Below are 24,164 nucleotides of genomic sequence, written 5' to 3' on the forward strand. Positions count from 1 at the left end.
GCTGAGACAATCAGGAATCTCCAGAAGGGACAAAAAAAGTGAACCATTTCATTTAACGACGACAATCATCCTTACTTGTCCGCTGGGAAATCACAAAAAACTCAACTTCAGCATTTGACTTGTTAAACATTTAGTGTGGAACCAAGGGAGGAATCTCTACTCACTCTTGCGGATTTATAATAATCTCTACCGTCTATTTTAAGAATTGCTACACTTGAATAAATTAGTTGACGTATGTTCATGAACTATTATGGATTTTTAACGGACTAAAAGAGTAGATTGATCGACGTATTTGTACAACGGGGATTTTCACTTTAATAAGGTGTAATAAAAATTAATAACCGCCTAACTAATTATGGTGATTTTTCTTTTGTGACAATCACCAAACAATACACAACCTTTTTTTCAAAGGCATTGGCGATAAATCACCAATACCTTGAAATTTAGTTTTTTTAGTTTTGACAGTATCTAGCTGAAATGATTCCTCCAAAGTGGTACCTTGCGTATTAGAATTTGTCTTTGATTACAAGATCTTTTAAATCAAATCGAGAAGTAGGATGAGCAGGTTTTGCTGCGTACCCTAATGTCAACATCAAAACGGGAATATAACGATCCGGAATATTCAGTTCTTGACGTAAAGCAAGCGGATCAAATCCACCCATTGGGCAAGTGTCTAGGTCATATGCTTTGGCCGCAAGCATCAATTGCATAGCCGCAAACGAAGCATTACGGATTGCTTCATGTACACCTACAGTTTCACTGCTGGCATATGCACTTTCAATATTTTTTAACAACTCACCTTTTGCCTCTTCAGTCATGTATCCACCTTTTACAGCTTCTCCATACACCATTTCAGCATTTTTGTTTGCTTGTACGTCACCTAAAACGATGATGACAGCAGAAGCATCAATGACTTGTTGTTGACCATAGGCAATCGGAAGCAAATGTTCTTTTATTAGTTGATCTTGGACGACAATAAATTTCCAATGTTGAAGATTCCAAGAAGACGGTGCAGTAGCCGCCAATTTCAAGATATCCTGCAAAGTCGCTTTAGGAATCGTTTTTCCTTTTTCGTAAGCTCTCACGCTTGACCGTGATTGCATGAAATGGGAGATGGATTGTTCAACTGTTGTTGTCATAGTTTATCACCTTTCACATCATACTTGGATATTTATAGTTAATTATTGTTGAAAAAATTTTCAACCTAAAAGATAGTGGATTAGTTTATCCACTGAACAATATCTTCTATACTTTGTCTACTTTTTGGTCGTTTTGGTTCAGCGGCTCTGTATCCAAATGCAACCATTACCGATATATCGAATTTCCCATTTTCAAGTAATCCTTCTTCTTCTAAAATGTTGTGTACTTTGTCATAGTTAAAACCTTCAATTGGACATGAATCTATCCCAATCAGGGCGGCGGCTGTCATCATATTGCCCAGTGCAATATATGTTTGTTTGCTCGTCCAATCGAATAATGTTCTGTCACTTTCAAATAAATGAAGATCAGACTCTTGAAATTCTTTATAACGAGGTGTTATTCTAGCGATGACATCATCAGGTAATTTTTTCACTTTTTTATTTAGATGTTTTACATAATCAGAATCGTATCTTAGTCCTCTTCGTGCAAGAATTATCAGAAAATGACTTGCTGTAGGAAGTTGTCCTTGTGCTCCCCAGCTTACTTGTTTCATTTTTTCTCTTAATTGTTTATTTTGCACGACTAAGAACTTCCATGGCTCCCATCCGACTGAACTTGGAGATAGTCTGCCTGCTTCTAGTATGAATTGGAAATCTTCGTTAGAAATGTTTTTTATTGGGTCAAATTTTTTGGTTGCATGGCGGAATTGAAATGCATTGATAATTTCTTGTTTTTTTGTTGTTGTTTTATTCATCAAAATCACCTTTAATATTTGATTTGTCTTCTACTTCTCCTTTGTTTCCAATAATGAATCCAAAATGCAGCCAAATGAATCCACCGTGAAAGAATCCACCTCTGTAAGAAAAATAAAATAAAATAAAAATTCGTAGATTTTTCCGTACATTAAACAAGTTCGTGAATGGTTGTGCAATGAAGTAAAAAACGTTTTCGATGTAGTAATTTCTAAAAACATTTTAGTGTCCATGCTTCCAGTTAATAGCCTTTCCATATCATCTAATGTTGTTTCATCTAGATGCGGCCGAGCGGTCTTATTATCATCCTGTGAAAGATTTAACATTTTATAGATTCTGGCAGGAAAAAGAATAAGCCGAAAACATGAAAATCAAAAGACTTAAAAGAATAAAAGACAAAAAGGAGAGCAGCCAAAACGGCTGCTTTATACGTACAGCTAAAATTAATCTAAGATCGCATTACGGTGGAGACGGTGGAAAATGAACAATAACCTTTCCTGAAACAAAATTCTAAGCATATAGTACGATTGTTAAAAGTAAAAAGAAATCGTCCTTTTTTGGCCTCCCTTGGTTAAGTTATGCTTCAAAATCTTTAATTTTTGCATCCGGGCTTAATACTTTTTCTGGCACAAACTCTTCCAACGGTTTACCGTTTTTTACTTTTTTCACCCAATCACCATTCGCAAGGGCCCCCCGACCGATCGTTACTACATCAGCCTCTCCCTTTTCAATAATTTCTTGGGCTCTAGCAGGATCCTCCAAGTGCCCATTGGCTAATACAGGTAGGCCTCCGTATTTTTTTGCTAAGGCTGCGAGTGACGCTCCGTGATCACCAAAGGCTGATTCTGTGGCAACAGTTCCTTCACCTTTAGAGAAAGCAGGCTGCCATGCTTCATATTCTGTCACATGGATATAATCAAGCCCAGCACTACCTAATTGTCCAAAGATAATTTCCGCATCTTTTTCTTTCCCAGCCCACTTATGCTGGTAGTCGTTGACTTTTCCTTGCGAAATACGGATGCCAATTGTAAATTCGTTACCGACTGCTTCTCGAACAGCTTTGGATACTTCTACTAACAAACGGACACGATTTTCGGTGGAACCACCATATTCATCCATTCTTTCATTCGTATAATCGGTTAGGAATTGATCCAGTATGTAGCCATTTGCTCCATGAATCTCAACACCGTCAAAACCGGCCTCTTTAGCTCGAACAGCGGATTTTACAAAACCTTCAATTACTTCTGCAATATCTTCTTTTGTCGCTTCTTTCGGCACCGGAAAGGATCCTTCTCCTCCATAAATGCTTAATTTTTCGCCCTTTGGTTGAACGGGGGATGGACCAAGCGTCGTCTTATTAAAACGATTCCCTTGTGACAAGGCTCCAGCGTGCATTAACTGAATAAAGATTTTACTGCCCTCTTTATGAACGGAATCGGTAACCTTTCTCCAGGCTTGGACCTGCTCATTGTTAATGATTCCCGGTTGGTCCAAGTATCCTTGACTATATTTATCATCGGGATAGACACCCTCTGTAATAATCAGGCCAAATCCGCCGCGGGTAAATTTTGTGTAATAGGATACCATTTGGGCAGTTGCTGATCCTTCAGGTGTGGCACTTGTGCGTGTCATGGGAGCAACACCAACACGGTTATCTAATGTTACGTTTCCTAGCTTTACTTTTTCAAATAAAATTTTTTTGTCAGTCATGATAGAACTACATCCTTCCTAATACGTTTTTAAAGGGCTACTAATATATTTTATGCCCATTCCAAAATACTATTTGGATCTTGATAGTTTTTATCTGATTCTTCAACCGGTGAGTGATTTCGGTTAATCCAACACAAGTTACGCTCTTGTCCAATTTGAGATCACGTCTACTCCAGCAGCTTTTAGGGTTTTGTAAACGGGGCAACGATGATGTGTTTTTTCTTGTAATTCTTTGATTCTTGCTTCTGATTCCGTAGTTTTTATTTTTGCATCAACTGATACTTTTTCAAAATAGGGATGAACATCCGTATTTCCCATGAATCCTCGTGGGTCAAGTTCGCCTTGAATGTAAATTCAATACCTTTTAAATTGAAATCGATTTCCTTCGCAACCATATTGGTAACGACATTTTCACATCCGGCAAGTGCACCCAAAAGTGTTCCTAGTGGATTTGCACCAGTATCCTTTCCTCCCATGTTAGTAGGTTCATCAATAATCATTTGATCTAGCTTTTGTTTACATCCCTTGTGAAACAGCCGTAACTCGTTCTATAATTTTAGACATAAATGTTCTACCTCCCATTTTGGTATTACGGTTATTTTAATCTTTGGACAATATTCTATGCACAGTTTTGTACCTACCGTTAGGTATAAAAAGGAGTTTAACATCCTCCTTTATAATCCGCAAATAAAAACTCTTATTTAAGAAAGGTGGAACTGTTTACGAATGACATCAATGACATTGGTCAAAAATTGGATGTCCAACTGGTTCTTCATTAATAAAAGTCTCCCTTCAAGCATAGCAACCATCGCTTGAGCACCTTACTTGGGATCAATTTGGAGTTTATTTGGTTTTGTTTAATCATATCGTCTAAAACTGCTTCTATCGCCAATCAAATGATCAAAAAAAGGTTGAATCTTTAAACGAAAGGTTTCATCGTGTTCACACATTTCGATTGCTAAGTTACCAATCGGACACCCTGGTTTGTTTTCCATTCCAGCATGAAAAGTGATAGCCCACTCAAGCATCTTGTTTAATTTTGATTTCGGATTGTCTGTTGATTGGAGAATACCAGCAATTAATTGTTGATCCCACTCTTGAATCAGATCTCCGACAACTGCTAGTCCGAGTTTATATTTTGAGGAAAAGTAATGATAAAATTGTCCTTTTCCAACATGAGCAGCATGTGTATCGTCACCGGATTTCTTACTCTTAGTTATACAATCCTCTGATCCAAAGAGGAGAAATGTAAAAGCACCGTTCAAAACGGTATGGTTTTGACAGTGCTTTCGTACGGTTCTATGAATAGACATCCATTTAAGCAGGATGTTCGATGGCGTCCACTACTTTTTCGGCTGTACTTTTACTGGACTGCGGATTCTGTCCTGTTACTAGGTTTCCATCTCGAATCGAGTAGTCTGTCCAATTGCTACGAGAGGAGAAGATTCCACCTTTTTCTCGAAGCGTAGTTTCCAGCAAAAAAGGCATATGTTGATCCAATTTGACTTCCCGTTCTTCATCATCGGTGAAGGCAGTAATGTTTTTGCCCTTCACCAATGGGGTTCCATTTTTGAATGTGGCATTCACTAAGCCTGAAGGGCCATGACAAACAGCCCCAATGACCCTGCTATCTTCTGCAAATTGTTGCAAAATATAAAGCAAGGTTTCATTGTTGGGAAAATCATACATCGTTCCGTGCCCACCCGGCAGAAAAATCGCATCGAACCCTTGGGCGTCTTCTTTGCTTAATTTGATAGTGTGGGTTAATTCTTTTTCCGCTTCCTCCCATTTCGCATTCTTTTCAGCGGGCAGACTGCTTGGATCCAGCGGGACTTCACCACCCAAAATACTGGTGACTTTCACGTCGTAGCCTTTCTCTTTAAAGACGTTATATGGTACAGCAAATTCTTCCAACCAAAGTCCAGTTTTATGATCATCGGTGATTTTAGTATGGTTTGTCACCACAATCAGAATGCGTTTTGTATTAGCCATCAAAAAAAAACCTCCTTTATTCCAATTAATTCATACTACTTTCATCCATATTGTATAGATAATTTTTCAAAGAAGAGAAGGGATAATCACCCTCCATAGTATGTCTATGAAAGAGCAAATTCTTTCATTGTTTCTTCAGGGATGAAACTCCCCCCCAAAGTTTTGCAAACATATTCAACATATTTCTTCACCATCTCACCCGAAATAAGGATTATTTCTGCACTATAAACAGTTCGGCTAAAATCCTTTACAACACAGGAATATTATTAACCTTTATCCAGATTATACTCCTTCATTTTCTTTATACGCTAAATCATTGCAAACAAAAAAACCACCAGTTTGGACTCGTAAAAGTCTACTTACGGTTTTAATCCCCTCTTTTAGGCTTTTTCCATGTTCTGTCAATTAAAATTCCACTTTTAGCGGAACAACTGGGTAGACTTCTCGATTAACAATCTAGTCTTCTTCCAGTTCACACAATTGGTTAACAAGCATCCTTTGATTGATCCCTGGCATAAGAGCCTTCAATTACCAAATCGTTTCGTTCCTTCTCTTCCTAGATGCCATAATATTAGCTTTTTCATCCTACCGATAAGGGAAAGGGTTAATTCTTTTTCATAGTTAAACACCTTATCCTGCATTCATGCTATTTTATTTCTCCTCCATGGCTATTATCTTCAATAGTATACTTTTTAGCACTATGTAATATAAAAGTGCGTACTTTTAATATAATATCATACGTTGTATACTTGCATTTGTTCAGCGGTTGGGAACACCATTGATCCTTACTGCTGGTACAGATAATCCAATTTGGAAATATTACCGTAATGGGACTATATATACTTTGGAGATATTATTACTGTACGACAATCTGAAAAAATTATTAGGAGTGAATATAAAATGGAATTACAATTAGCATTAGATTTAGTAAACATCCCACAAGGAATAGAGCTTGTTAAACAAGTTGAGGAACATATTGATATCGTAGAAATCGGTACACCGATTGTTATTAATGAAGGTCTTCATGCTGTAAAGGCAATGAAAGAGGCCTTCCCTAATCTAAAAGTATTAGCTGACTTAAAAATTATGGATGCCGCTGGGTATGAAGTGATGAAAGCATCTGAAGCTGGCGCTGATATTATTACGATTCTAGGTACCGCTGAAGACGAGTCCATTAAAGGTGCAGTGGCAGAGGCTAAAAAGCAAGGTAAAAAAATTCTTGTTGATATGATTGCTGTAAAAGACCTTGCTGGACGTACTAAAGAAGTGGATACAATGGGTGTAGACTATATTTGTGTTCATACTGGCTACGATCTTCAAGCAGTTGGAAAAAACTCATTTGAGGATTTAAAAACCATTAAAAGCGTTGTGAAAAATGCAAAAACTGCAGTGGCAGGAGGCATTAAATTAGAAACACTTCCAGAAGTAATCAAAGCACAACCAGATCTTATCATTGTTGGCGGTGGTATTACTGGACAAGCAGATATTAAAGCTGCAGCTGCAAAAATGCAACAAATGATTAAACAAGGTTAATAACTACTATGCAGACTACTCAATATTTGGCTGAAATTATTAAAGAGTTAAGTCGTTCAGTTGACTTAATATCTGATGATGAAGCAGAAAAACTGGTAAATGGGATTCTCGAATCAAAGAAAGTCTTTGTAGCTGGTGCCGGAAGATCTGGATTTATGGCCAAATCATTCGCAATGAGAATGATGCATATGGGAATTGATGCCTATGTGATAGGTGAAACGGTTACTCCTAACTTTGAAAAAGATGACATATTGATCATAGGATCTGGTTCAGGAGAAACTAAAAGTTTAGTCTCCATGGTGAAAAAAGCAAAAAGCATAGGTGGAAAGATCGCAGCTGTAACGATATTCCCAGAATCCACTATTGGACAGTTCGCAGATATCACCATTAAGTTGCCTGGATCACCGAAAGATCAATCAGAGAGCGATTATAAAACCATCCAACCAATGGGCTCACTATTTGAGCAAACCCTTTTACTTTTTTATGATGCCGTTATCTTGAGATTTATGGAGAAAAAAGGATTGGATACCAATAAGATGTATGGCAGACATGCCAACCTTGAATAAAGAATGATTCTATTTGATCATTCCCGGCAGGCGTGCATCAAAGTATATCCGACTGAATATATATCTTCTGGGTATCGTTGCTCACTTTTTTAGACGAACAAACCGATTGCAGTTGATTGCCATGAGAGCCTTATACATGCTCATGAAGGAATTCATCAAAAAACTGAATGATTAATTATAATAATCCGCGAGGGATCATCTCGCGGATTTTGTAATAATTTAGAAGAAACTACGCAAATCAATAAAGGTATAAAAACACATGAGACAATGACAGAAACTTTGAAAAATCAGATTACAGTCTATACCAGGAGATAGTTACAGAAAAAAATGTATCCTCTCCTAGTTCTAAAGGGATACATATATTCCTATTTTACTTGATCGTTTATTTTCTCACTTAAAATCTCCTTTAGGCAAAATCCTATTATGATAACAGGAATAACACGTAACATTGGAAGCCAAATTGCTCTCAACAAAAGTCCGAACAATACTAATATTTATTCTGCAAGTCTATGAAGCCCGTTAAATTAGAATTAACGGAATAATCAAGAATACCTTTATTATATATGTTGAATTTAAGTTTTACTCTGATGATTGGTGCGGATACACGAGACTACTGCGGGACAAGCAGGATAGAGAGACCACACAGGCGCAATTTGCGCCGAGGAGGCTCCCTGTCTGCCCACTACAGCGGAAATCAATTTAAACGAAAAAACTAAATTCAATTTATATAGACTAATAATTAATGGCACAGACCATTTATTCTTTTTTGATGTAATAAGTAAACTATCTCACAATCTGGCACCTTTATTGAAAAACAAAATAGGATACACTCTTTATATAAACCTAAACTTTTAATAATAGATGAATATAAATTTTATTTAAATTGTGATAATGATAAAGAATTCCCTATCGATCCTTTGATCTCTTTAAGCAAAGTTTTTTTACGAGTTCCTTCTATTATATATTGTACTTTTCAATTTTCTTTCACACTCCTTCTGTATCCAACAAAGATTCCAACTTCATAACAGAAAGATCATCTCTCACAGATTTAAAATCTCGGCAAAGCTTCCACAGCATCCGCCAAATCACTATAGGAATCTTTTAAATATCTTGCTGTAGTTGATATATTACTATGACCAGCGGGTCTCCTGACTTTTTCAATGTCATTATTCGTAGCTTTCAACATCCATTTGCAAAATGTATGCCTGAACATATGTGGGGTTAATTTTTTCTTTGGCAAACTGTAACTTTCAATCATAGCCTGGATTCCACGAACCTAAATTTGGTTGATCGTTGACTATAAAACACATAGGTTGACTCTTCTCCATGAGGTTTCTTGTTTGACATTTCTGCTCTAAACATTAACCAGTCGTACAGTTCTTGCCACAAAGTATTGGACATAGGCACTGTCCGAAGCTTCCGTCCTTTCCCCCAAATTCAAATTCGTCTTAACTCCAAGTCAAGATCGGTTAACTTTAAATTAGATAGTTCATCCACCCTCCATCCAGCATACGTCAATAAATAAATATGTTATTGAAAAAGAACTGAAAATACCTATTGAAGAAATTCCTGCAGGTTAATTTTCATTTTTTAAAAAAATATCGTATAAATGGCGTCTTTGATCTTTTGGCCAATCTCCATTTCAAGTTATCGAAGCTGTTTACCCCGGAATATTTAAACCCTGGCAATTTGCTCATGTCCCAATGAATTGTTGGAAAGATCAATATATACTCATGAGGCAATGAACTATTTCCTGTTCCAACAGCTCTTTTTTTCCTACTATGCAGAGGCATTTGTCAAATTAAGACAACAACATTTCACTGATTTTCAATTACCCGGTCTATTTCAAATGGCTTTTGACACTGAAATGAGAAAAGTTAGACAATGGGTAAAAATTAGAATGGATAAAATTGAGGGAACGAATATAAGTCCGTCACGAATAACGCAAAAATATGAAAGTTTGTATAAAAAAGATTGAATGTGCAAAGTATAAACTTCATCATCACATAATTCATACTAAAAGTAGTTAATAACATGTACCTGTTTCTAAAGTGTGTTACCAATACATAACTTAGGTGAGGGATTTTTATGTTTCGGAAAAAAAGTCAGTCCAAAATCGATCATAAGAAAAATGAATCTCTAATTACAGATCAGGCAGCTGTAACGCTAGATGCCCTTAAACATATGGTAGCGAACATGGATGATGCAGCAATCGTTGAACGTCAAACTAATAAAGGTCAAAAAGTTATACTTCTTTACATAGGACCGTTAATCGACCTGGAGCGTTTGAATGAAGTCATTATCGAACCGATGATTCGCGATTCTCATGACACGATTTATGAATATGTTGCCACCTCTAAAATATCGGAAATTATCAGTTTGGAGGATGCCGAAAGGGAGTTACTACAAGGTTCGGTACTTCTGTTCGACCCTATGCAAAATCAATGGTGGTCCGTTCTTCTCAAAAATCCATTGAGTCGTGCTATCGAATCATCTGATCAGGAAACCATTTTATACGGAGCGAAAGACAGCTTTAGTGAACAAATAGAACAGAATATCACATTGATTCGCAGACGTCTTCCTTTGAAGGAACTAAAAACGGAGACGTTTATAGTCGGTTCTCTAAGTAAAGCAAAGGTTGTACTTATGTACATCGAAGGATTAACCAATCCCGAATTAATTTCCATTGCAAGAGAGAAAATCCCGAAAATTGATTTTGATCTATTTCTTGATTCATCCCAAGTTGCTGCTTTCATGGAAGAAGATCATCATAGTATATTTCCACAGTATCAACAAACCGACCGTCCAGATCTCTGTGCTTTTTCATTAGGTGTGGGTAAACTTATTTTTTTCGTCGACAATACGCCGTTTGCCTTAATTGCTCCCATCACATTCTTTCACCTGTTTCAGTCTCCAGAAGACTACATCAATCGATGGCGAGTGGCGAGTTTTTTGCGATTACTTCGATATTTAAGTTTTTTTCTTGCCATCACATTAGTACCTCTCTATGTAGCGTTAACGACACACCATTATCAGATGATTCCAATGCAAATTCTTTTTGTTTTATTGGAATCCAGAAGCAAATTACCGTTTAGTCCATTTTGGGAAGCAGCTATCATGTTAATCGTTCTGGAAGTTATAAAGGAAGCAAGTTTACGAATGCCGACAAAATCAAGCCAAACATTAGGAATGATTGGTGGCATTGTCATTGGAGAAGCTTCGGTACAGGCCGGCTTTGCTAGCAAAGTGTTAATTGTTCTGGTGAGTATTTCCGCCATCGCTTCTTTTTTGACTCCCAATTATATGATGACCAAAGCTAACACGTTAATTCAATTTGTTTTACTAGTTTTGTCGTCTTTTTTAGGGATTTTCGGAATGACGCTTGGGATCATTGGAATTCTGGCTCATCTGAATGCAATTACTTCATTGAAACAACCTTATTTAGCACCACTAACCCCATTTTACGGGAAGGATTGGTTGGATCTTTTCATTCGGGGTCCCTTAATTTGGATGAAAGAGCGACCTGAATCCTTACATCCTCTAAAGAAATGGCGAGTCAGTCGTAGGAGATGATAGCGTGAAAGCATTTTCGTTATATGAAAAAACGTCTACCACCCTAGGCGGCATTTATATTATGTTGCTGGTGAATCGAATGCAAATATTTTACTTTACCTTAATTTTGCCCATGTATTTGGTTCATTCCTACATGATTTGGGGAATTGTTGCGATAGGATTGTTATCGCAGATTAATCTCACGATATTATCCAGAGTGTTCGCTTCAGGGTATCCTGCAAAAGGTTACCAAGGATTGATGCAGCTTTTTGGTGAACCAATGATTCGTTTTTTTGCTTTTATCGGTTTATTTCTGATTGTAATCAAAATAACCGTCATAACACTAGGTTACGCGGATATTATTCACCAATTTTTATTCCCAACTATGCATACAAATTGGCTGTTATTTTTTATATTACTGATTAGTGTTTATGTAGCCAGTCAAGGAATGGAGAACACGATACGCTTTATTGTGATTGCATTTTTTAGTACCATGTTGATTATTCCAATGTTTCTTTTCTTTTTCTTTCTGAAAATTGGATCACTTCATGATTTATATCCCTTGATACCGACGGATTGGTCGATGCATTCCTTGAAAGGGTTGTTATTGATTGGGTCATCTTTTTCAGGACCAGAATACTTGATATGTTTAGGTCCTTGGTTCAACCTCAAACAAAAGATGTCAAAATATTGGGCCGTTGGGAATGCCCTGACTATCCTAGAATATTTGTTATTCTTTGTTATATCGTTACTGTTTTTCGGTTCCAATTACTTAAGCAAAACCAGTTTTCCAGTTGTTAATATGGTTCGGTACCTGCAGTCTCCTATTTTTGAGCGAATTGATATCATTTTGATTTGTTTAGAATTGTTTAATTACATTTTTTTTATTGCCATCCTCTTGTTATGCTTTTATGGGGCTATCCGAATTATTGGTGGAAGGATACATGAACAGACCACCAGAATAGGGTTCATGTCAAGTTGTATTACCATTTTTGTATGTATGATTACTATATATACGTGGTTCTGGGAATCAGAACCAGAACAGAACATTTGGAGCAATATTCAAATATGGTTGGGGGCATTCACCTACTTCTTGGTTCCAGCATTCCTGTTGGTTTCCATCAAACTAAAGGAGCGTGTGGGCATATGAAATCGGTAGCGTTATTAGTCATGTTAATCAGTATCGTGTTGACGGCAGGCTGTTCTTCCCCATTTTCGGAGAACAATATAATTGAAGAAATCGCTCCTGTGGTGTTCTGGTATATGGATGAGGGAAAAGAAGGAAAGTTAAAAATCAGCACGATGGCGCCGCCACTGATTAAAGAAAAGAAGTATCTGCTGACTCGAGAAGTTCACTTGCTGAATGAGGGGACAAAGCTCTTTAATTTAGCTTATTACCGTGAATTGAAACCAGGGCAACTTCGAATGTTGTTAATCAATGAAAGGCTTGCAAAAAAAGGAATTCTATCGCTGCTTAATACCGTAGCTACAGACCCCGATGTTTCCCAACGTCTTTATCTCGTCATTGTAGATGGGAATTTTGACACTTACATAAAAAAACAACTCGTTAAGCAACCAAACCTCGATTATTTCCTTTATCGCATGCTCAGACACTACGAGGAAAATAATCAGGGGGAAATTACTGTCGTTAATTTACATCAATTTATGAAGACGTTCTATTCCCCATTTTCGTATCCAATTCTGCCAGTCTTTAAGGTTGACAAAGAAAATTTCACATATAAAGGAACGGCTTTGTTCCGTCACGACAAACTAATAGCGACCGTCAAAAACACAGACGATCAAATTATCCAGCTCATGAACAACAATCACTACCTTAAATATCTTCCTATACCGAAATCATCCGTCACGTTAGGTCATGTTCGCTCAAATGTCCATATGAAATTTAATCCAAACTATTCGTCCCTGTCAATCAAAGTCAATCTGACCAGTAGAATCGAGGAGTATAGAGGAAATAAAAATATACTTGATCATGATGAACTAGCGAGTCTTAAAAAAGAGATCGAATCCTATTTGGATAAACAATCAATGGAATTTTTAAAAAAAATGCAAAATTGGGACGTGGACCCATTACAGATTGGAACACTCTCTCTTAACCCCTGGGAGAAACCACTAAGTGAAAAACAATGGTCGCATTACTGGAAACGAATGAAGATTAACGTGGACTATCATCTTCACCCTGAACCTTTAACGAATGTAAAATAAGTTCGAAGCAACTAGCATGACGTTCTTATCCTTTGGATAGGAAATAAAAGACAAAAGTTACACCGAGAATAATGTTTGTTATCTCACTGCTATAAGCAATAAAAAGAAAGGTTTAACCCTGTTCTCTTTTATTTCGTTTACAGTTTGGAAGGATGATTTGGGTCTGGATAATTTATAATGAAATTCGTAACTGTTTCAGGTCCTCCTTGCTGAAGACGGTTGCGGATTTCTTTTTTGTTCTGCTCTAAAAATTAACCAGTCGTACAATTCCTGCCACAACGTATTGGATATGGGTACCGTCCGAAGTTTTCGTCCTTTCCCCAGAATTCGAATTCGCCTTAACTCCATGTCAAAATCGGTTAACTTTGAATTGGATAGTTTATCTACCCTTAAACCAGCGTACGTCAACAAATAAATGATGGCTCGATCTCGCCGGTACTTTTCTTCAGGATCCATTCCCCTGCTTTTAGCCGGTTTCTTTCTCACACTGATGTATATGGTACTCTTTTTGATGTTCACTCTGTGAAAGAGTTATGCAACGAATTGTTCCTAGGAAAAGGAAAATCCATTAGTCAATCATGCCATAAAAAACATTTAGAGTATTCAGTTACAAGGTAACTTATAGGGAAATACATCCCCTTTTTTTGAGAATACAACAGACGCATTTCGATATGCCATAAAAGAAAACGGTGAAAACTTAACTTTTGTAAACGAACAAAAGCTTTTAGAGGCTCACTCTCACCTTTCTCCTTGAACGGCCTCTCTTAAACTTTTTATTATAAATTCTTCTTGTGTCAACCTTTCTATACCCGCATACTCCTTTACCTGATCTTTTTATTGAGCTACTTTTATTCAATAGATTGATAATTTAAGTTTTTATTCTTTTTTTTTTATGTATTAACTTTGAAATATAGTCCACTTCTTCTTCGAACTTTTCAGCTAAATCCCATATTAAATGCTTATATGCTCAGTTTAAAATCAGCCATATTCGGGACCCAATTCTATTTTTCGATATCCAAAAATATACATGAAATCCTAATAAAAAAACTGACTCAATAAAGTCGTTTTTAACGACCCTTTGAGTCAGCATCCCAGTTTTACCCAGCACAGGTAAGTCTTTCATCATTTTTAATTTTTGAATACTTTTTCAATCGTGCCAACGCCAAGGCATTCTTCTCCTTGATAGAATACAGCCGATTGTCCCGGTGTAATCGCTCTTATTGGCTGATGGAAAAGCACCTGTACTTGATCATTTTCCAAAAGGCGGACAGTCACTTTATGATCTTCTTGACGCTGTGCATTCGAATTCCTCTGGTTTCTCTATATTGGATACCCAGCTGACTTTGTCAGCGATAATGGAATCAGAATCAGAATATAGTTTTTCATGATGAAACCCTTGTCCAACATAAAGAACATTACGTTTTAAATCTTTGCCGACCGCAAACCAGGGTTCTCCTGAACCGCCAATTCCCAGCCCATGGCGTTGGCCAATAGTATAATACATTAATCCATCATGCGTACCCTTAACTTCACCATCAATGGTTTCCATCTTCCCAGTTTCAGCATGAAGATAGTTGCTTAAGAAATCTTTAAAATTCCGCTCGCCAATGAAGCAAATTCCGATACTGTCTTTTTTCGTTGCAGTTGCAAGGCCTGCTTCCATGGCAATTTCACGAACTTTGGATTTCTCAAGTTCACCTATCGGGAACAGTACTTTGCTAAGCTGGACCTGTGATAATTGGTTAAGAAAATAGGTCTGGTCCTTATTTTGATCAAGCCCGCGAAGCATTTTGTATTCCCCATCACGATAAACAACCTGAGCATAATGACCTGTTGCCACATAATCAGCTCCAAGGTTAATCGCATGCTCTAAAAAGGCTTTATATTTAATTTCTTTGTTACACATGACGTCTGGATTAGGTGTTCGGCCAGCCTTATATTCCTCTAAAAAATAAGTAAAAACGTGGTCCCAATATCGTTTTTCAAAATTAACAGCATAGTTTGGAATTCCTAGGTAATCGCAAATTTTTCACGAAAAAGAAAGTTTCCAAATTTACTTTAAAAAATCTATATATATTTGTATAAGGTTTAATGCACTCCTTCAACAAGTTGATTGATTGAGTTTAACTTGGAAGAAAGCTCAATAAACCATTCTTCATCCCCCGTTGATAATGCCAAGTCTATTAGAAATAGAATTTGTTTCTTGTTTACCGCCTTAGAAAGTGGCAGTTTCCTAACATTTTTACTTAAAATCGAAATTGTTTTTCCAAGCGCTTCACGGTCATCACTCGTAGCAACCGTTACTTTAACAACTCCATCGAGAATACTCTGTGACTCAATATAACCAATTATTAATTGCCCATCCCTTAATTTTCCCTTAATCCAATCACCTGTTTTCAAAACGGAATTACCATTCGTCAACATCCTTTTTCACCTTCTTAAGCTATTTTGTATTTTATGAATGTCCCCAAGAAAGAACCTCTTTTTAAGCTACAGTGATCGGGGATATATCACCTAAATAAAACTGTAATGTTTTTTATTACATTTAATAAAAAGAAGTCTACGGCCATCAGTCACAGCCGCTATTTTGTTCTTGATTTATAAGATCAACAACTTCTTTAATTGTATAGTTCTTTAAATATTCACCCAAATGTTCTTCCGCACCTAAGAAAATTGCAAATAATACTCTTTTCATATTCGCGCCCACAATACACTTTTCATTTGAATCTGGACACTTAGGCTGCAGAGCACCTTCAGAAGTTATCATATATATATCCCAAAGATTCACTTCACTAAGGTCTAAAGTAAAAATAAATCCGCCGCCGGTTCCTTCTTTTGATTTTATAAATCCATGTTTTTTTAACAAGCTTAGCACTTTACGAATGCGTACCGGGTGGACACCAGCACTCTCTGAGATAGCATCACTTGTTGACATACGGTCCGGCTGCAACGCAAGATAAGTTAAACTATGAATGGCAAGTGTAAAATCACTATTCATGTCCTGCCTCCTTAGAAATCAACACAGCTAATCACCTTTTTGCTTTAAATATAGCTTCTGCATCTTTTTTTAAAATCAATCAGCATAATGTAATAATAAATATTACAGTTTACCTTGTCAAGTATCTAATTAAAAGTGTTGTATCAACTCTTAACCATGAATCAGGAGTTCCAAGCGTCCTGTAAAGCTTTACGAATCACGTTCTCTTCCTTAAAGGTGCGTAAACAAATTTGCGCGGTTTGAAATTTTTGTATAAGTAAGTTTAAAAATCCCATTGTTTTTTAACTTGTTCTTCTGCTAACTGTTTAATTTTTTCCCATGTCATTTTTTTATTTACAATGACATTAGTTTGATGATTTTTATCTTTATAATTAACTGTAACGAATACTTCAATCATCACTTTCTTCCTCCTTCCGAAATAATATTAATTGGCCACTTTTTGCCATTCGACGTTCGAAAATGTACGAAGCCTACGAGGCAAAAAACTGCGGATCTCTTCCTCGTTATATCCAACCTGTAATCTTTTTTCGTCTTGGATAATTGGCCGGCGCAACATGTGAGGGTACTTGATTATTAATTTATAAAATTCATTAAGCGGAAGAGATTCAATATTTACATTTAATTCCTGAAATGTTTTTGATTTAGTTGAAACAATGTCATTAGTCCCATCTTCAGTCAAGCGAAGAATTGATTTAATCTCATCGACTGTAAGGGGATTGGATAATATGTTTCTTTCAATATACTCAATATGATGTTCTTCAAGCCAAGCTTTTGCTTTTCGGCAAGAAGCGCAACTTGGTGTCATATACAGATTAACCATACTTATACACACTCCTTCATATTATCCAGCTCATTTCTATACTGTAAATTTAAATGTTACAGTTCGTAAAGTCAACTGTAATTTTATGGATTAGATATCTATCTAAAGAGTTCCCCCTGATGGCATTGCCTCAGTAGCATTTTTTAAGATGTTAACAAGAACTTGTTGAAATAATCCAGCATTACCTTTAATATAACATGCTTCAGATTCTGAAGATAATTCAATAATATTCATGTTGGATAAGAGAAAAATTATATTTATTGCTTTATCAATTTCCTTTTTTAGATCGGATTTTCAATTTTGTTTAGCTTCCTAGTAAAAAAATATGTTTCAACAGAAGCAGGTCCAAAAAAACCAATCGAACATTGTCGATTGGCTCTGTTATATAATATTGATTATTGATTAGCTTTTTTTATCCATTGTGCAACTGTAACTGTACGCTTTGCTTGATGTTTTACAGCTGCTTGAACATCTTCAATCATTTTACCATTTTGTTCAACTGTGACACTTGTTCCATACGGGTTTCCCCCAGCTCCAAATGTAACAGGATCTGTATAACCAGGAGCAGCGACAGTATGATTTCATTTTTCTCAATTACTATCGATCTATACTACATGTCAAATTTACTTCGCTGTTACTCCCGATACTTTCCTGGAAGAACTAGCACTTTTCAAAGAAAATGCTCCTGGACCACTTAATACGATGGAGACCAACCCTGCTATTAAACTGAGTTCAAATTCGTATCCACCTACAAAGCCCATACTTAATTTCGCTACAAAAATCGCAACCAGCATATCGATGGCAAGAATAAAAGCAAATATTCTACTTCCATATCCAATTAATAATGATATACCTCCAATGATTTCAATTAACGCAACGAAGGGAACTACACCGGCCGGGAGTCCAATCTTAGTAAAAAATTGTTCTGTAACAGTCATTTGGTTAAATTTTGATACCCCATGAATAAGAAATAAAATTCCAAACACCAAACGAAGAGTCAATGGGGAAAATCGTGAATAAAGTGACATCATTTTTCATCTACCTTTCAGATTTTATTTTTAATAAAGTCCTTTAATATCAACCAAATTGCCATACGCTGTGACTGAGGTTTCCATATCGGAAACTGCGATGAAGTAAAGTCGCTTTTCGATCATTGTCTGCAGCTCCCATTGCATAAAAGATTGGCACAAAATGCTCGTTCCCGTATGGAGGTACGGCAAGTTGAGCATTAGGAGCCAGTGAAGCGTATTTAAATAAAGATGGCAAATCCCAATTTTGTAATGATTGCGATAACCAATCATCGAATTCAACTGCCCATGAATCAGCCTCTCCATTGTCCGTCGGTTTTAAGGCTCTTAAGTTATGAACGGTTCCTCCACTGCCGATGATTAAAATATCCTTCGTTCTTAATACCGATAAAGCTTTTCCGATTTTATATTGCTCTTCCGGTGCAAGCATCGGATTCACCGACATGGCAATCACTGGGATGTCCGCATTCGGATAAAGCATCCGAAGAATGACCCATGCCCCGTGATCAAGACCGCGAGTGGTTTCATTTTGAAAAGAAATCCCATTTTTAGTGAGCAGTTCCTCTATTTCTTGTGCTATATCGTGGTTGCCTCCAGCAGGATACTGGATCGTGTAAAGAGATGGATCAAACCCTCCGAAATCATAAATCGTGCTGTACTGATCGACTCGGCTTACCATTTGAGTTTCGGACACCCAATGAGCAGAAAACAAAACAACCGCTTTTGGGCGAGGGAGGTCTTGACCTAATTGATTTAAAAATTTTGTATAATTATTATTCTCAATGGCAAGTAACGGCGCGCCATGAGCGATAAAGAATGATGGCATCATCACTATTTCCTCCTATCTTAAATCTTTTAAAATCCATGATTGAAAATCCCGCAGATTTTTTTCGGATACTGTGTGCCCTTCCGGATAAGATTTAAAAGTCACGGAAACCCCAAGCTTCGTAAAATAATCTACATTTTCTTTTCCCCATTCATATGGCAGGACCTGATCATTTTCACCATGTGATATAAACACAGCTAAATGATCGCCAGGGTTAATCATGTATTCTTCCTTTACAAATTGAGGAATGTAACCACTAAGTGCTATCACCCCCTTAATTTTGTTACCGAGAGTGGCAGCTAATGTCATGGAAACAATCGCGCCTTGGCTAAAGCCCATCAAGTATAATTGCTCTAGATTTATTGGATAATTTGCCGATGCATAATCAATAAATTTAGCTAATCGATTGATTCCCTCATCAAATACTTCTCGATGAGGTTTTCCATAGCTTTGGATCGTAAAATAGGCAAAACCTGGTTCTTGGGTCAGATGCCCCCTTACACTTAAGATATAGAAGAAATCCTCTAGACCATTCACGAGTGAGAACATATTTTGTTCATTACTTCCTATACCATGCATGACAAACAATGCAGGATACTTTTTTCCAGGTACAACATTCTTAGGACGGCGAAGTTCGTAAATCATTGGTGATTCCATTAGGAAAACCTCCTTGTCAGTAAAAAATAAAATGGTTAAATTTCTAAAGTTTTCTTATATGAATTATTGTTCTTCTGAAGAATACCAAAAGCATATATGGTATGTCAACATTTTTTTGTTGATATGAAATTAAGTTATGTATTAGAAAACTATTGAGGTGAAAAGCATGGATATTGGTTCTAAAATACGTGCCATTATAAACAGAAATGACATAACGATTGCACAAATGTGTGAGGGAACTGGGCTTTCAAAGGGATTTATCAGCAATGTTGAAAACAACAACACCTCCCCTGCTGAAAATAGTCCATTTTTTCCGAATTATGGAAAATTTATTGAACATAGCATTCTATAGTCTAAGTACACTTCTTCCCAATCTTACTTTCACATAAAAAAAAGCTGCCGTAGCAACTCAATATTTAATACTTGCCCTCGTGCTTTATTACTTTATCGAATCTCCAAAAATTTTTGCAACGGTATCAAGATTATACGATTCACTTTAATGAGTTCTACAATTTTGGTGTTGTTTTGTAACCGCATCTTGCAGTTCATCGTATTTTGAATGAATATTTTCATCAAAAGTATTTCCTTTTTTGGCTTTCAATAGAGGGAGTATGGCAGAATGAAAATTCAACATGAAGGTTCCCTGCAAGAATTTGAGCAGATGAATAATCCCCCTTTTTATACATCTTCCTAAATGGTTGTAATGCCATTCAATCCATCTTGGAATGCTTTAGTTAATGGTTGATTCCCCTCCCCCTGCTTGTTTCCCATATATTAGTTTTGCAATAGCTATTTATTTAAATTACATGGATTTTTTCCAATTTGTCGTGATTTCAACGTTTGCGGTTTTCAATGTATTATACACTGGGCAACGTTTATCAGTGATCTCCTGCAGTTTTTTTATGCGATCTTCCGATTCACTCGTTTTAACTTCAACAGAAATGTCGACTGTTTGAAAATAAGTGCGTACATTTGGATCCCCCATAAGACCACTTGTATCAAGTTCCCCTTTCACAGTAAAGGAAAGCCCTTGCATTTCAAACCCGATTTCTTTGGCTACCATGTTTGCAATGATATTTTCGCAACCAATTAATGCGCCTAAGACTGTTTGAAGCGGATTGGGTCCCTTGTCATTCCCACCTTGCCCCGCGGGTTCATCCACATAAAATGTATGCGTACCAGCATGAATTGTTGAAGTAAGCCCTTCAGTAACTCCGGAAACCTTCATTTGTACTTTTGCCACTTTTAATACCTCCCAGATATTTTAAAATAATGTTTATTTGACTAACCAATACCCACTTATGTTTTCCAAACATGAATACATTATGAAGTGAGTTTTCCATTATCTTAAACAATAAACAAAATCTGCTTCAGGTGAAAAACGCAAAATGCGATGCGAACTTTTCATCGGTGTATACCCACTATAGTGGCATTTGAGAATGTCGAGTTAATTTTTCTTGACTTCATAAACTGTAAACATTAAAATTACAGTAATTCCTTTTGAACAGGAAGCAATCAATTTGAAAAGTGCCTTTTAAAATAGTTTAGTTTGTTAGGACATTTACCTGGCCTTTGCTTAGTAATGTCTATACTGTAAACTATTTTATTACAGTATATTTCACAAAAAACAAACTGTAACTTTTTTTATTACATTAAGAAGGAGGGTAATTCTGATTTTTTTGTATGCCTTATAAAATACTTTTATTAAAATTATAAGAATAAATTGGAGGATATTATAATGGCTATCTCACACGTAACAGATCAAACATTTAGCACTGAAATTAAAGAGGGATTAGTTTTAGTGGATTTTTGGGCTCCATGGTGTGGTCCTTGTAAAATGATAGCACCTGTATTGGAGGAAATCGATGGTGAAATGGGTGACAAAGTTAGAATTATCAAGCTTAATGTAGATGAAAACGCAGGAACAGTAGGAAAGTTTGGAGTCATGAGCATTCCAACGTTGATTCTTTTCAAAGACGGAGTGGCTGTAGATAAGGTTATCGGGTTGTATCCAAAAGAAGCTTTGACAGAAATAATTTCAAAGCATATGTAATACAGACTTTTAGTAAGAGGATGAATCTATATCTGAGCATACAAAAAAGTATTTGATCTACCTTCTCATTGCTAGACCTTTCACCGATTGTTCGTTGGAAGGTCTCCAGATGATGCTTTTCGCAACACACTAGAACTTGTACAGCTCGCTGAAATATTAGCTGAAATTGTTAACAGCCACAGGTAAAAATACGAATATATGAAAAAGTGTTATCAACAAAACTTTTTTTAGGAGGAAAAAATAATGAGTAAAAAAGCACTATTAATTATACCGCCAGAACGTTTTAATGAAGATGAGTTATTCAAACCAAAAGAAGAGCTTGAAAATGCAGGAGTCGAAGTAACCATTGCTAGCACCGTGGCAGGTGAAATTACTGGTGACTATGATGGGAAAGCAACTGCTTCGATTATCTTTTCAGACGTATCGCCCACAGAATTTGATGTTGTTTCGGTAATTGGAGGATCCGGTACAAATGATCATTTATGGGGAAATCAAGAATTACAAGGCTTTTTGAAGCAAGCTTACAATGAGAAAGTTCTTGTAACAGGAATTTGTGCAGGGGCTGTTACAGTTGCTAAAACTGGTTTGCTTTCTGGAAGAGAAGCAACTTGCTATCCAGTAGATGTTCAAAAGAACGAATTGAAAGCTATTGACGTTAAATATGTTGAACAACATGTTGTTGCTCATGATGATATTATTACTGGCGATGGTCCACAAGGTGCGAAAGAATTTGGAAAAGCCCTTGTTAAAGCATTACGTTAGTTCTACATTTTAGTTGGATAGAGTTTGGTTCGGAAGTGGCTTCGAACCCACTCCTTTCATTAAATATAAACATTTTTCCTGAGAATAATAAGTTTTTGAGCCGGTTTCCAGATGATATCCCGGCATTCAATCATGAAGAGATAAAACTATTAGCAAAATACAATAATGAAGCGTTGGTTTATATTATTTTCACTAAAAGTAGTATGTAATATTGTTTTCAGATACAACCTAAAAAGAATTTTTTAAGGAGGGTCATATAATGTCATTAAAAGGAAAACGTGTGGTCGTAATAGGAGGTACTTCTGGTATCGGATTATCCACAGCAAAGGCATTTCTTGATGAATCTGCACAAGTCATTGTTGCAAGTCGTTCTGATGCAAAACTATCCGAGGCAAAGAATGTACTTGGTGGTAATGTGGAAACATACAATATTGATTTTCGCAGTGAAGAAAAACTAGCTGATTTTTTTAAAAAGGTAGGGAATTTTGATCACCTTGTCGTTACGGCAGGTGAAGGTGCAATGGGTCATTTTAGTGACTTACCTGTTGCGGATGTTAGAGAAGCGTTTGATAGTAAGTTTTGGGGGCAGTACTTAGCCGTTCGTGCTGCTATTCCGTACTTAAATGATACCAGTTCTATCACATTGACCTCTGGTGTTTATGGAATCCGTCCACCACAGGGGGCAACGACACTTGCTTCGATCAATTCAGCGATCGATGGATTGGTTAGAGGGCTTTCAGTAGACCTGGCCCCTATACGGGTAAATGTTGTTTCACCTGGTATTGTAGACACCCCACTCTATGGAGGAATGCCTGACGAGCAAAGACAAAATTTATACAACAACATTGCACAGCAGTTACCTGTTAATCGCGTGGCACAGCCTGAAGACATTGCTGAAGCCTACGTGTACTTAGTGAAAAATGGTTTTACAACTGGTACTGTGCTTCTTATTGATGGCGGGGCCCACTTGGTGTAAGTGAGCATAATAATGTTATTTTTGTGGCTATACTACAACAATGTATAGCCACATTTTTTATTATTTAATAACCCAATTCCCCAATAATTGGTGATAAATGAAGAATTGCACTTCAAGATAAACAAGGTGAAATATGAAAGAAATGATGAAAATATGTTTACGTGACCATGAAAAAATCCTTATGATGGGTAATAGTTCCGGTCTACATCAAAAAATATAATCCTATAGTCCATTGCTTTCTCCTCCCATTACTTGTTTAAATCTGATTCAAATGACCTGATATATCTGTTCGTCCTTATATCACGTCCGTTGACAGGTTGGCACTATAAAAGGTCACCAATAGATAATCCCTCTGATACATAATGGAGCACTCCATAATTCTTCTATAATAACCTCTTAATCTATAAATTAAAATATGGAAAAGTATGTACCGAGAGGGGAAAATATGAAAACAAGATATTTATTTCTAAGAAAAAAATAAAAAAATAGCCTCTAAGCAATAGAGACTATTTTTATATGGCAATCATTCTAAAAAGCTAAGCTAACTATCAATACCCTTTGTATTTGAGTATTTAT

The 24,164-nt window shown here is 36.5% G+C and carries 24 protein-coding genes and 6 pseudogenes; 9 read left to right on the top strand and 21 right to left on the bottom strand.

The window, feature by feature from the left end; genetic code table 11:
- Window positions 1-506 precede the first annotated feature (506 nt).
- From A5N88_RS05385 to A5N88_RS25765, 9 genes and pseudogenes are all read right to left on the bottom strand, one after another.
- The gene (locus A5N88_RS05385; protein WP_066263958.1) at window positions 507-1,139 is read right to left on the bottom strand and encodes a nitroreductase family protein; all 633 of its coding nucleotides are present in this window, start codon (window positions 1,137-1,139) and stop codon (window positions 507-509) included.
- Window positions 1,140-1,219: 80 nt separating this feature from the next.
- Window positions 1,220-1,894, bottom strand: coding sequence for an NAD(P)H-dependent oxidoreductase (locus A5N88_RS05390; protein WP_066263961.1), 675 nt, complete (start codon window positions 1,892-1,894; stop codon window positions 1,220-1,222).
- A gap of 574 nt (window positions 1,895-2,468) precedes the next feature.
- Entirely contained in the window at window positions 2,469-3,602 is a 1,134-nt protein-coding gene (locus tag A5N88_RS05400; protein WP_066263969.1) for an NADH:flavin oxidoreductase, read from the bottom strand.
- Window positions 3,603-3,740: 138 nt separating this feature from the next.
- Window positions 3,741-3,920 carry an OsmC family protein gene (locus A5N88_RS26510; RefSeq protein ID WP_412733833.1) on the bottom strand — a complete coding sequence of 60 codons (180 nt, stop codon included), beginning with the start codon at window positions 3,918-3,920 and terminating at the stop codon, window positions 3,741-3,743.
- Entirely contained in the window at window positions 3,863-4,102 is a 240-nt protein-coding gene (locus tag A5N88_RS26515; RefSeq protein WP_412733836.1) for an OsmC family protein, read from the bottom strand. The genes A5N88_RS26510 and A5N88_RS26515 overlap by 58 nt, the downstream gene beginning before the upstream one ends.
- 357 nt (window positions 4,103-4,459) lie before the next feature.
- Window positions 4,460-4,915, bottom strand: a complete 456-nt coding sequence (locus A5N88_RS05410) for a TetR/AcrR family transcriptional regulator (protein ID WP_066263971.1) — start codon at window positions 4,913-4,915, stop codon at window positions 4,460-4,462.
- Window positions 4,916-4,919: 4 nt separating this feature from the next.
- Window positions 4,920-5,594 (bottom strand): type 1 glutamine amidotransferase domain-containing protein, encoded by a 675-nt coding sequence (locus A5N88_RS05415; protein ID WP_066263972.1) that lies wholly within the window; start codon window positions 5,592-5,594, stop codon window positions 4,920-4,922.
- Between the two features lie 282 nt (window positions 5,595-5,876).
- On the bottom strand, window positions 5,877-5,999 hold the full coding sequence (locus tag A5N88_RS26070) for a hypothetical protein (protein ID WP_260525543.1): 123 nt from the start codon (window positions 5,997-5,999) through the stop codon (window positions 5,877-5,879).
- Window positions 6,000-6,002: 3 nt separating this feature from the next.
- A pseudogene (locus A5N88_RS25765) lies at window positions 6,003-6,235 on the bottom strand (winged helix-turn-helix transcriptional regulator); the annotation flags it as partial.
- Window positions 6,236-6,494: 259 nt separating this feature from the next.
- Here A5N88_RS25765 and hxlA point away from each other — a divergent pair.
- Window positions 6,495-7,127, top strand: coding sequence for a 3-hexulose-6-phosphate synthase (hxlA, locus tag A5N88_RS05425; RefSeq protein WP_066263973.1), 633 nt, complete (start codon window positions 6,495-6,497; stop codon window positions 7,125-7,127).
- A gap of 8 nt (window positions 7,128-7,135) precedes the next feature.
- The gene (gene hxlB, locus A5N88_RS05430; protein WP_066263975.1) at window positions 7,136-7,693 is read left to right on the top strand and encodes a 6-phospho-3-hexuloisomerase; all 558 of its coding nucleotides are present in this window, start codon (window positions 7,136-7,138) and stop codon (window positions 7,691-7,693) included.
- Between the two features lie 1,048 nt (window positions 7,694-8,741).
- Here the strand turns inward: hxlB and A5N88_RS05435 are convergent.
- Window positions 8,742-9,220 (bottom strand): annotated as a pseudogene (locus A5N88_RS05435) (tyrosine-type recombinase/integrase); the annotation flags it as partial.
- A gap of 561 nt (window positions 9,221-9,781) precedes the next feature.
- On the opposite strand from A5N88_RS05435, the gene A5N88_RS05445 reads away from it, so the two are divergent.
- Genes A5N88_RS05445 through A5N88_RS05455 form a run of 3 tightly spaced genes read left to right on the top strand, consistent with a single transcriptional unit; the run spans window position 9,782 to window position 13,468 of the window.
- On the top strand, window positions 9,782-11,266 hold the full coding sequence (locus tag A5N88_RS05445; RefSeq protein WP_066263978.1) for a spore germination protein: 1,485 nt from the start codon (window positions 9,782-9,784) through the stop codon (window positions 11,264-11,266).
- A 4-nt stretch (window positions 11,267-11,270) separates the two neighbouring features.
- Window positions 11,271-12,395 carry a GerAB/ArcD/ProY family transporter gene (locus tag A5N88_RS05450; RefSeq protein WP_066263979.1) on the top strand — a complete coding sequence of 375 codons (1,125 nt, stop codon included), beginning with the start codon at window positions 11,271-11,273 and terminating at the stop codon, window positions 12,393-12,395.
- On the top strand, window positions 12,392-13,468 hold the full coding sequence (locus A5N88_RS05455) for a Ger(x)C family spore germination protein (protein ID WP_066263982.1): 1,077 nt from the start codon (window positions 12,392-12,394) through the stop codon (window positions 13,466-13,468). The genes A5N88_RS05450 and A5N88_RS05455 overlap by 4 nt, the downstream gene beginning before the upstream one ends.
- Window positions 13,469-13,690: 222 nt before the next feature.
- Here the strand turns inward: A5N88_RS05455 and A5N88_RS24150 are convergent.
- From A5N88_RS24150 to A5N88_RS05495, 10 genes and pseudogenes are all read right to left on the bottom strand, one after another.
- Window positions 13,691-13,954: pseudogene (locus A5N88_RS24150) on the bottom strand (tyrosine-type recombinase/integrase); the annotation flags it as partial.
- Between the two features lie 642 nt (window positions 13,955-14,596).
- Window positions 14,597-15,497, bottom strand: a pseudogene (gene mnmA / locus A5N88_RS05460) (tRNA 2-thiouridine(34) synthase MnmA); the annotation flags it as partial.
- Window positions 15,498-15,556: 59 nt separating this feature from the next.
- Window positions 15,557-15,892, bottom strand: coding sequence for an IDEAL domain-containing protein (locus A5N88_RS05465; protein ID WP_066263984.1), 336 nt, complete (start codon window positions 15,890-15,892; stop codon window positions 15,557-15,559).
- A gap of 145 nt (window positions 15,893-16,037) precedes the next feature.
- Window positions 16,038-16,466, bottom strand: coding sequence for an RrF2 family transcriptional regulator (locus A5N88_RS05470; protein WP_066263985.1), 429 nt, complete (start codon window positions 16,464-16,466; stop codon window positions 16,038-16,040).
- 262 nt (window positions 16,467-16,728) lie between these two features.
- A complete protein-coding gene (locus A5N88_RS05475; protein WP_066263987.1) occupies window positions 16,729-16,863 on the bottom strand; it encodes a BA3454 family stress response protein in 135 nt (44 codons plus the stop codon).
- 27 nt (window positions 16,864-16,890) lie between these two features.
- Window positions 16,891-17,286 carry a transcriptional regulator SpxA gene (gene spxA, locus A5N88_RS05480; RefSeq protein WP_066263988.1) on the bottom strand — a complete coding sequence of 132 codons (396 nt, stop codon included), beginning with the start codon at window positions 17,284-17,286 and terminating at the stop codon, window positions 16,891-16,893.
- Window positions 17,287-17,681: 395 nt separating this feature from the next.
- Window positions 17,682-17,858 (bottom strand): annotated as a pseudogene (locus tag A5N88_RS25770) (NAD(P)H:quinone oxidoreductase, type IV); the annotation flags it as partial.
- A 51-nt stretch (window positions 17,859-17,909) separates the two neighbouring features.
- Window positions 17,910-18,317, bottom strand: coding sequence for a DoxX family protein (locus tag A5N88_RS05485; protein WP_083953047.1), 408 nt, complete (start codon window positions 18,315-18,317; stop codon window positions 17,910-17,912).
- A 46-nt stretch (window positions 18,318-18,363) separates the two neighbouring features.
- Window positions 18,364-19,143 (bottom strand): DODA-type extradiol aromatic ring-opening family dioxygenase, encoded by a 780-nt coding sequence (locus tag A5N88_RS05490; RefSeq protein WP_066263989.1) that lies wholly within the window; start codon window positions 19,141-19,143, stop codon window positions 18,364-18,366.
- 12 nt (window positions 19,144-19,155) lie between these two features.
- Window positions 19,156-19,797, bottom strand: coding sequence for an alpha/beta hydrolase (locus A5N88_RS05495; RefSeq protein WP_066263990.1), 642 nt, complete (start codon window positions 19,795-19,797; stop codon window positions 19,156-19,158).
- Window positions 19,798-19,963: 166 nt separating this feature from the next.
- On the opposite strand from A5N88_RS05495, the pseudogene A5N88_RS05500 reads away from it, so the two are divergent.
- Window positions 19,964-20,092: pseudogene (locus A5N88_RS05500) on the top strand (helix-turn-helix domain-containing protein); the annotation flags it as partial.
- Window positions 20,093-20,599: 507 nt separating this feature from the next.
- Here A5N88_RS05500 and A5N88_RS05505 read toward each other — a convergent pair.
- Window positions 20,600-21,040, bottom strand: coding sequence for an OsmC family protein (locus A5N88_RS05505; protein WP_232317531.1), 441 nt, complete (start codon window positions 21,038-21,040; stop codon window positions 20,600-20,602).
- A 495-nt stretch (window positions 21,041-21,535) separates the two neighbouring features.
- On the opposite strand from A5N88_RS05505, the gene trxA reads away from it, so the two are divergent.
- The 3 genes from trxA to A5N88_RS05520 all read left to right on the top strand — a co-directional run bounded on the left by trxA (window position 21,536) and on the right by A5N88_RS05520 (window position 23,588).
- Window positions 21,536-21,850, top strand: coding sequence for a thioredoxin (trxA, locus tag A5N88_RS05510; protein ID WP_066263992.1), 315 nt, complete (start codon window positions 21,536-21,538; stop codon window positions 21,848-21,850).
- Between the two features lie 243 nt (window positions 21,851-22,093).
- Window positions 22,094-22,612 (top strand): DJ-1/PfpI family protein, encoded by a 519-nt coding sequence (locus tag A5N88_RS05515; RefSeq protein ID WP_066263994.1) that lies wholly within the window; start codon window positions 22,094-22,096, stop codon window positions 22,610-22,612.
- Between the two features lie 259 nt (window positions 22,613-22,871).
- On the top strand, window positions 22,872-23,588 hold the full coding sequence (locus tag A5N88_RS05520; protein WP_066263996.1) for an SDR family oxidoreductase: 717 nt from the start codon (window positions 22,872-22,874) through the stop codon (window positions 23,586-23,588).
- Window positions 23,589-24,164: the final 576 nt, after the last annotated feature.

Source organism: Heyndrickxia acidicola (assembly GCF_001636425.1).
Taxonomy (GTDB): Bacteria; Bacillota; Bacilli; order Bacillales; family Bacillaceae_C; genus Bacillus_AE; species Bacillus_AE acidicola.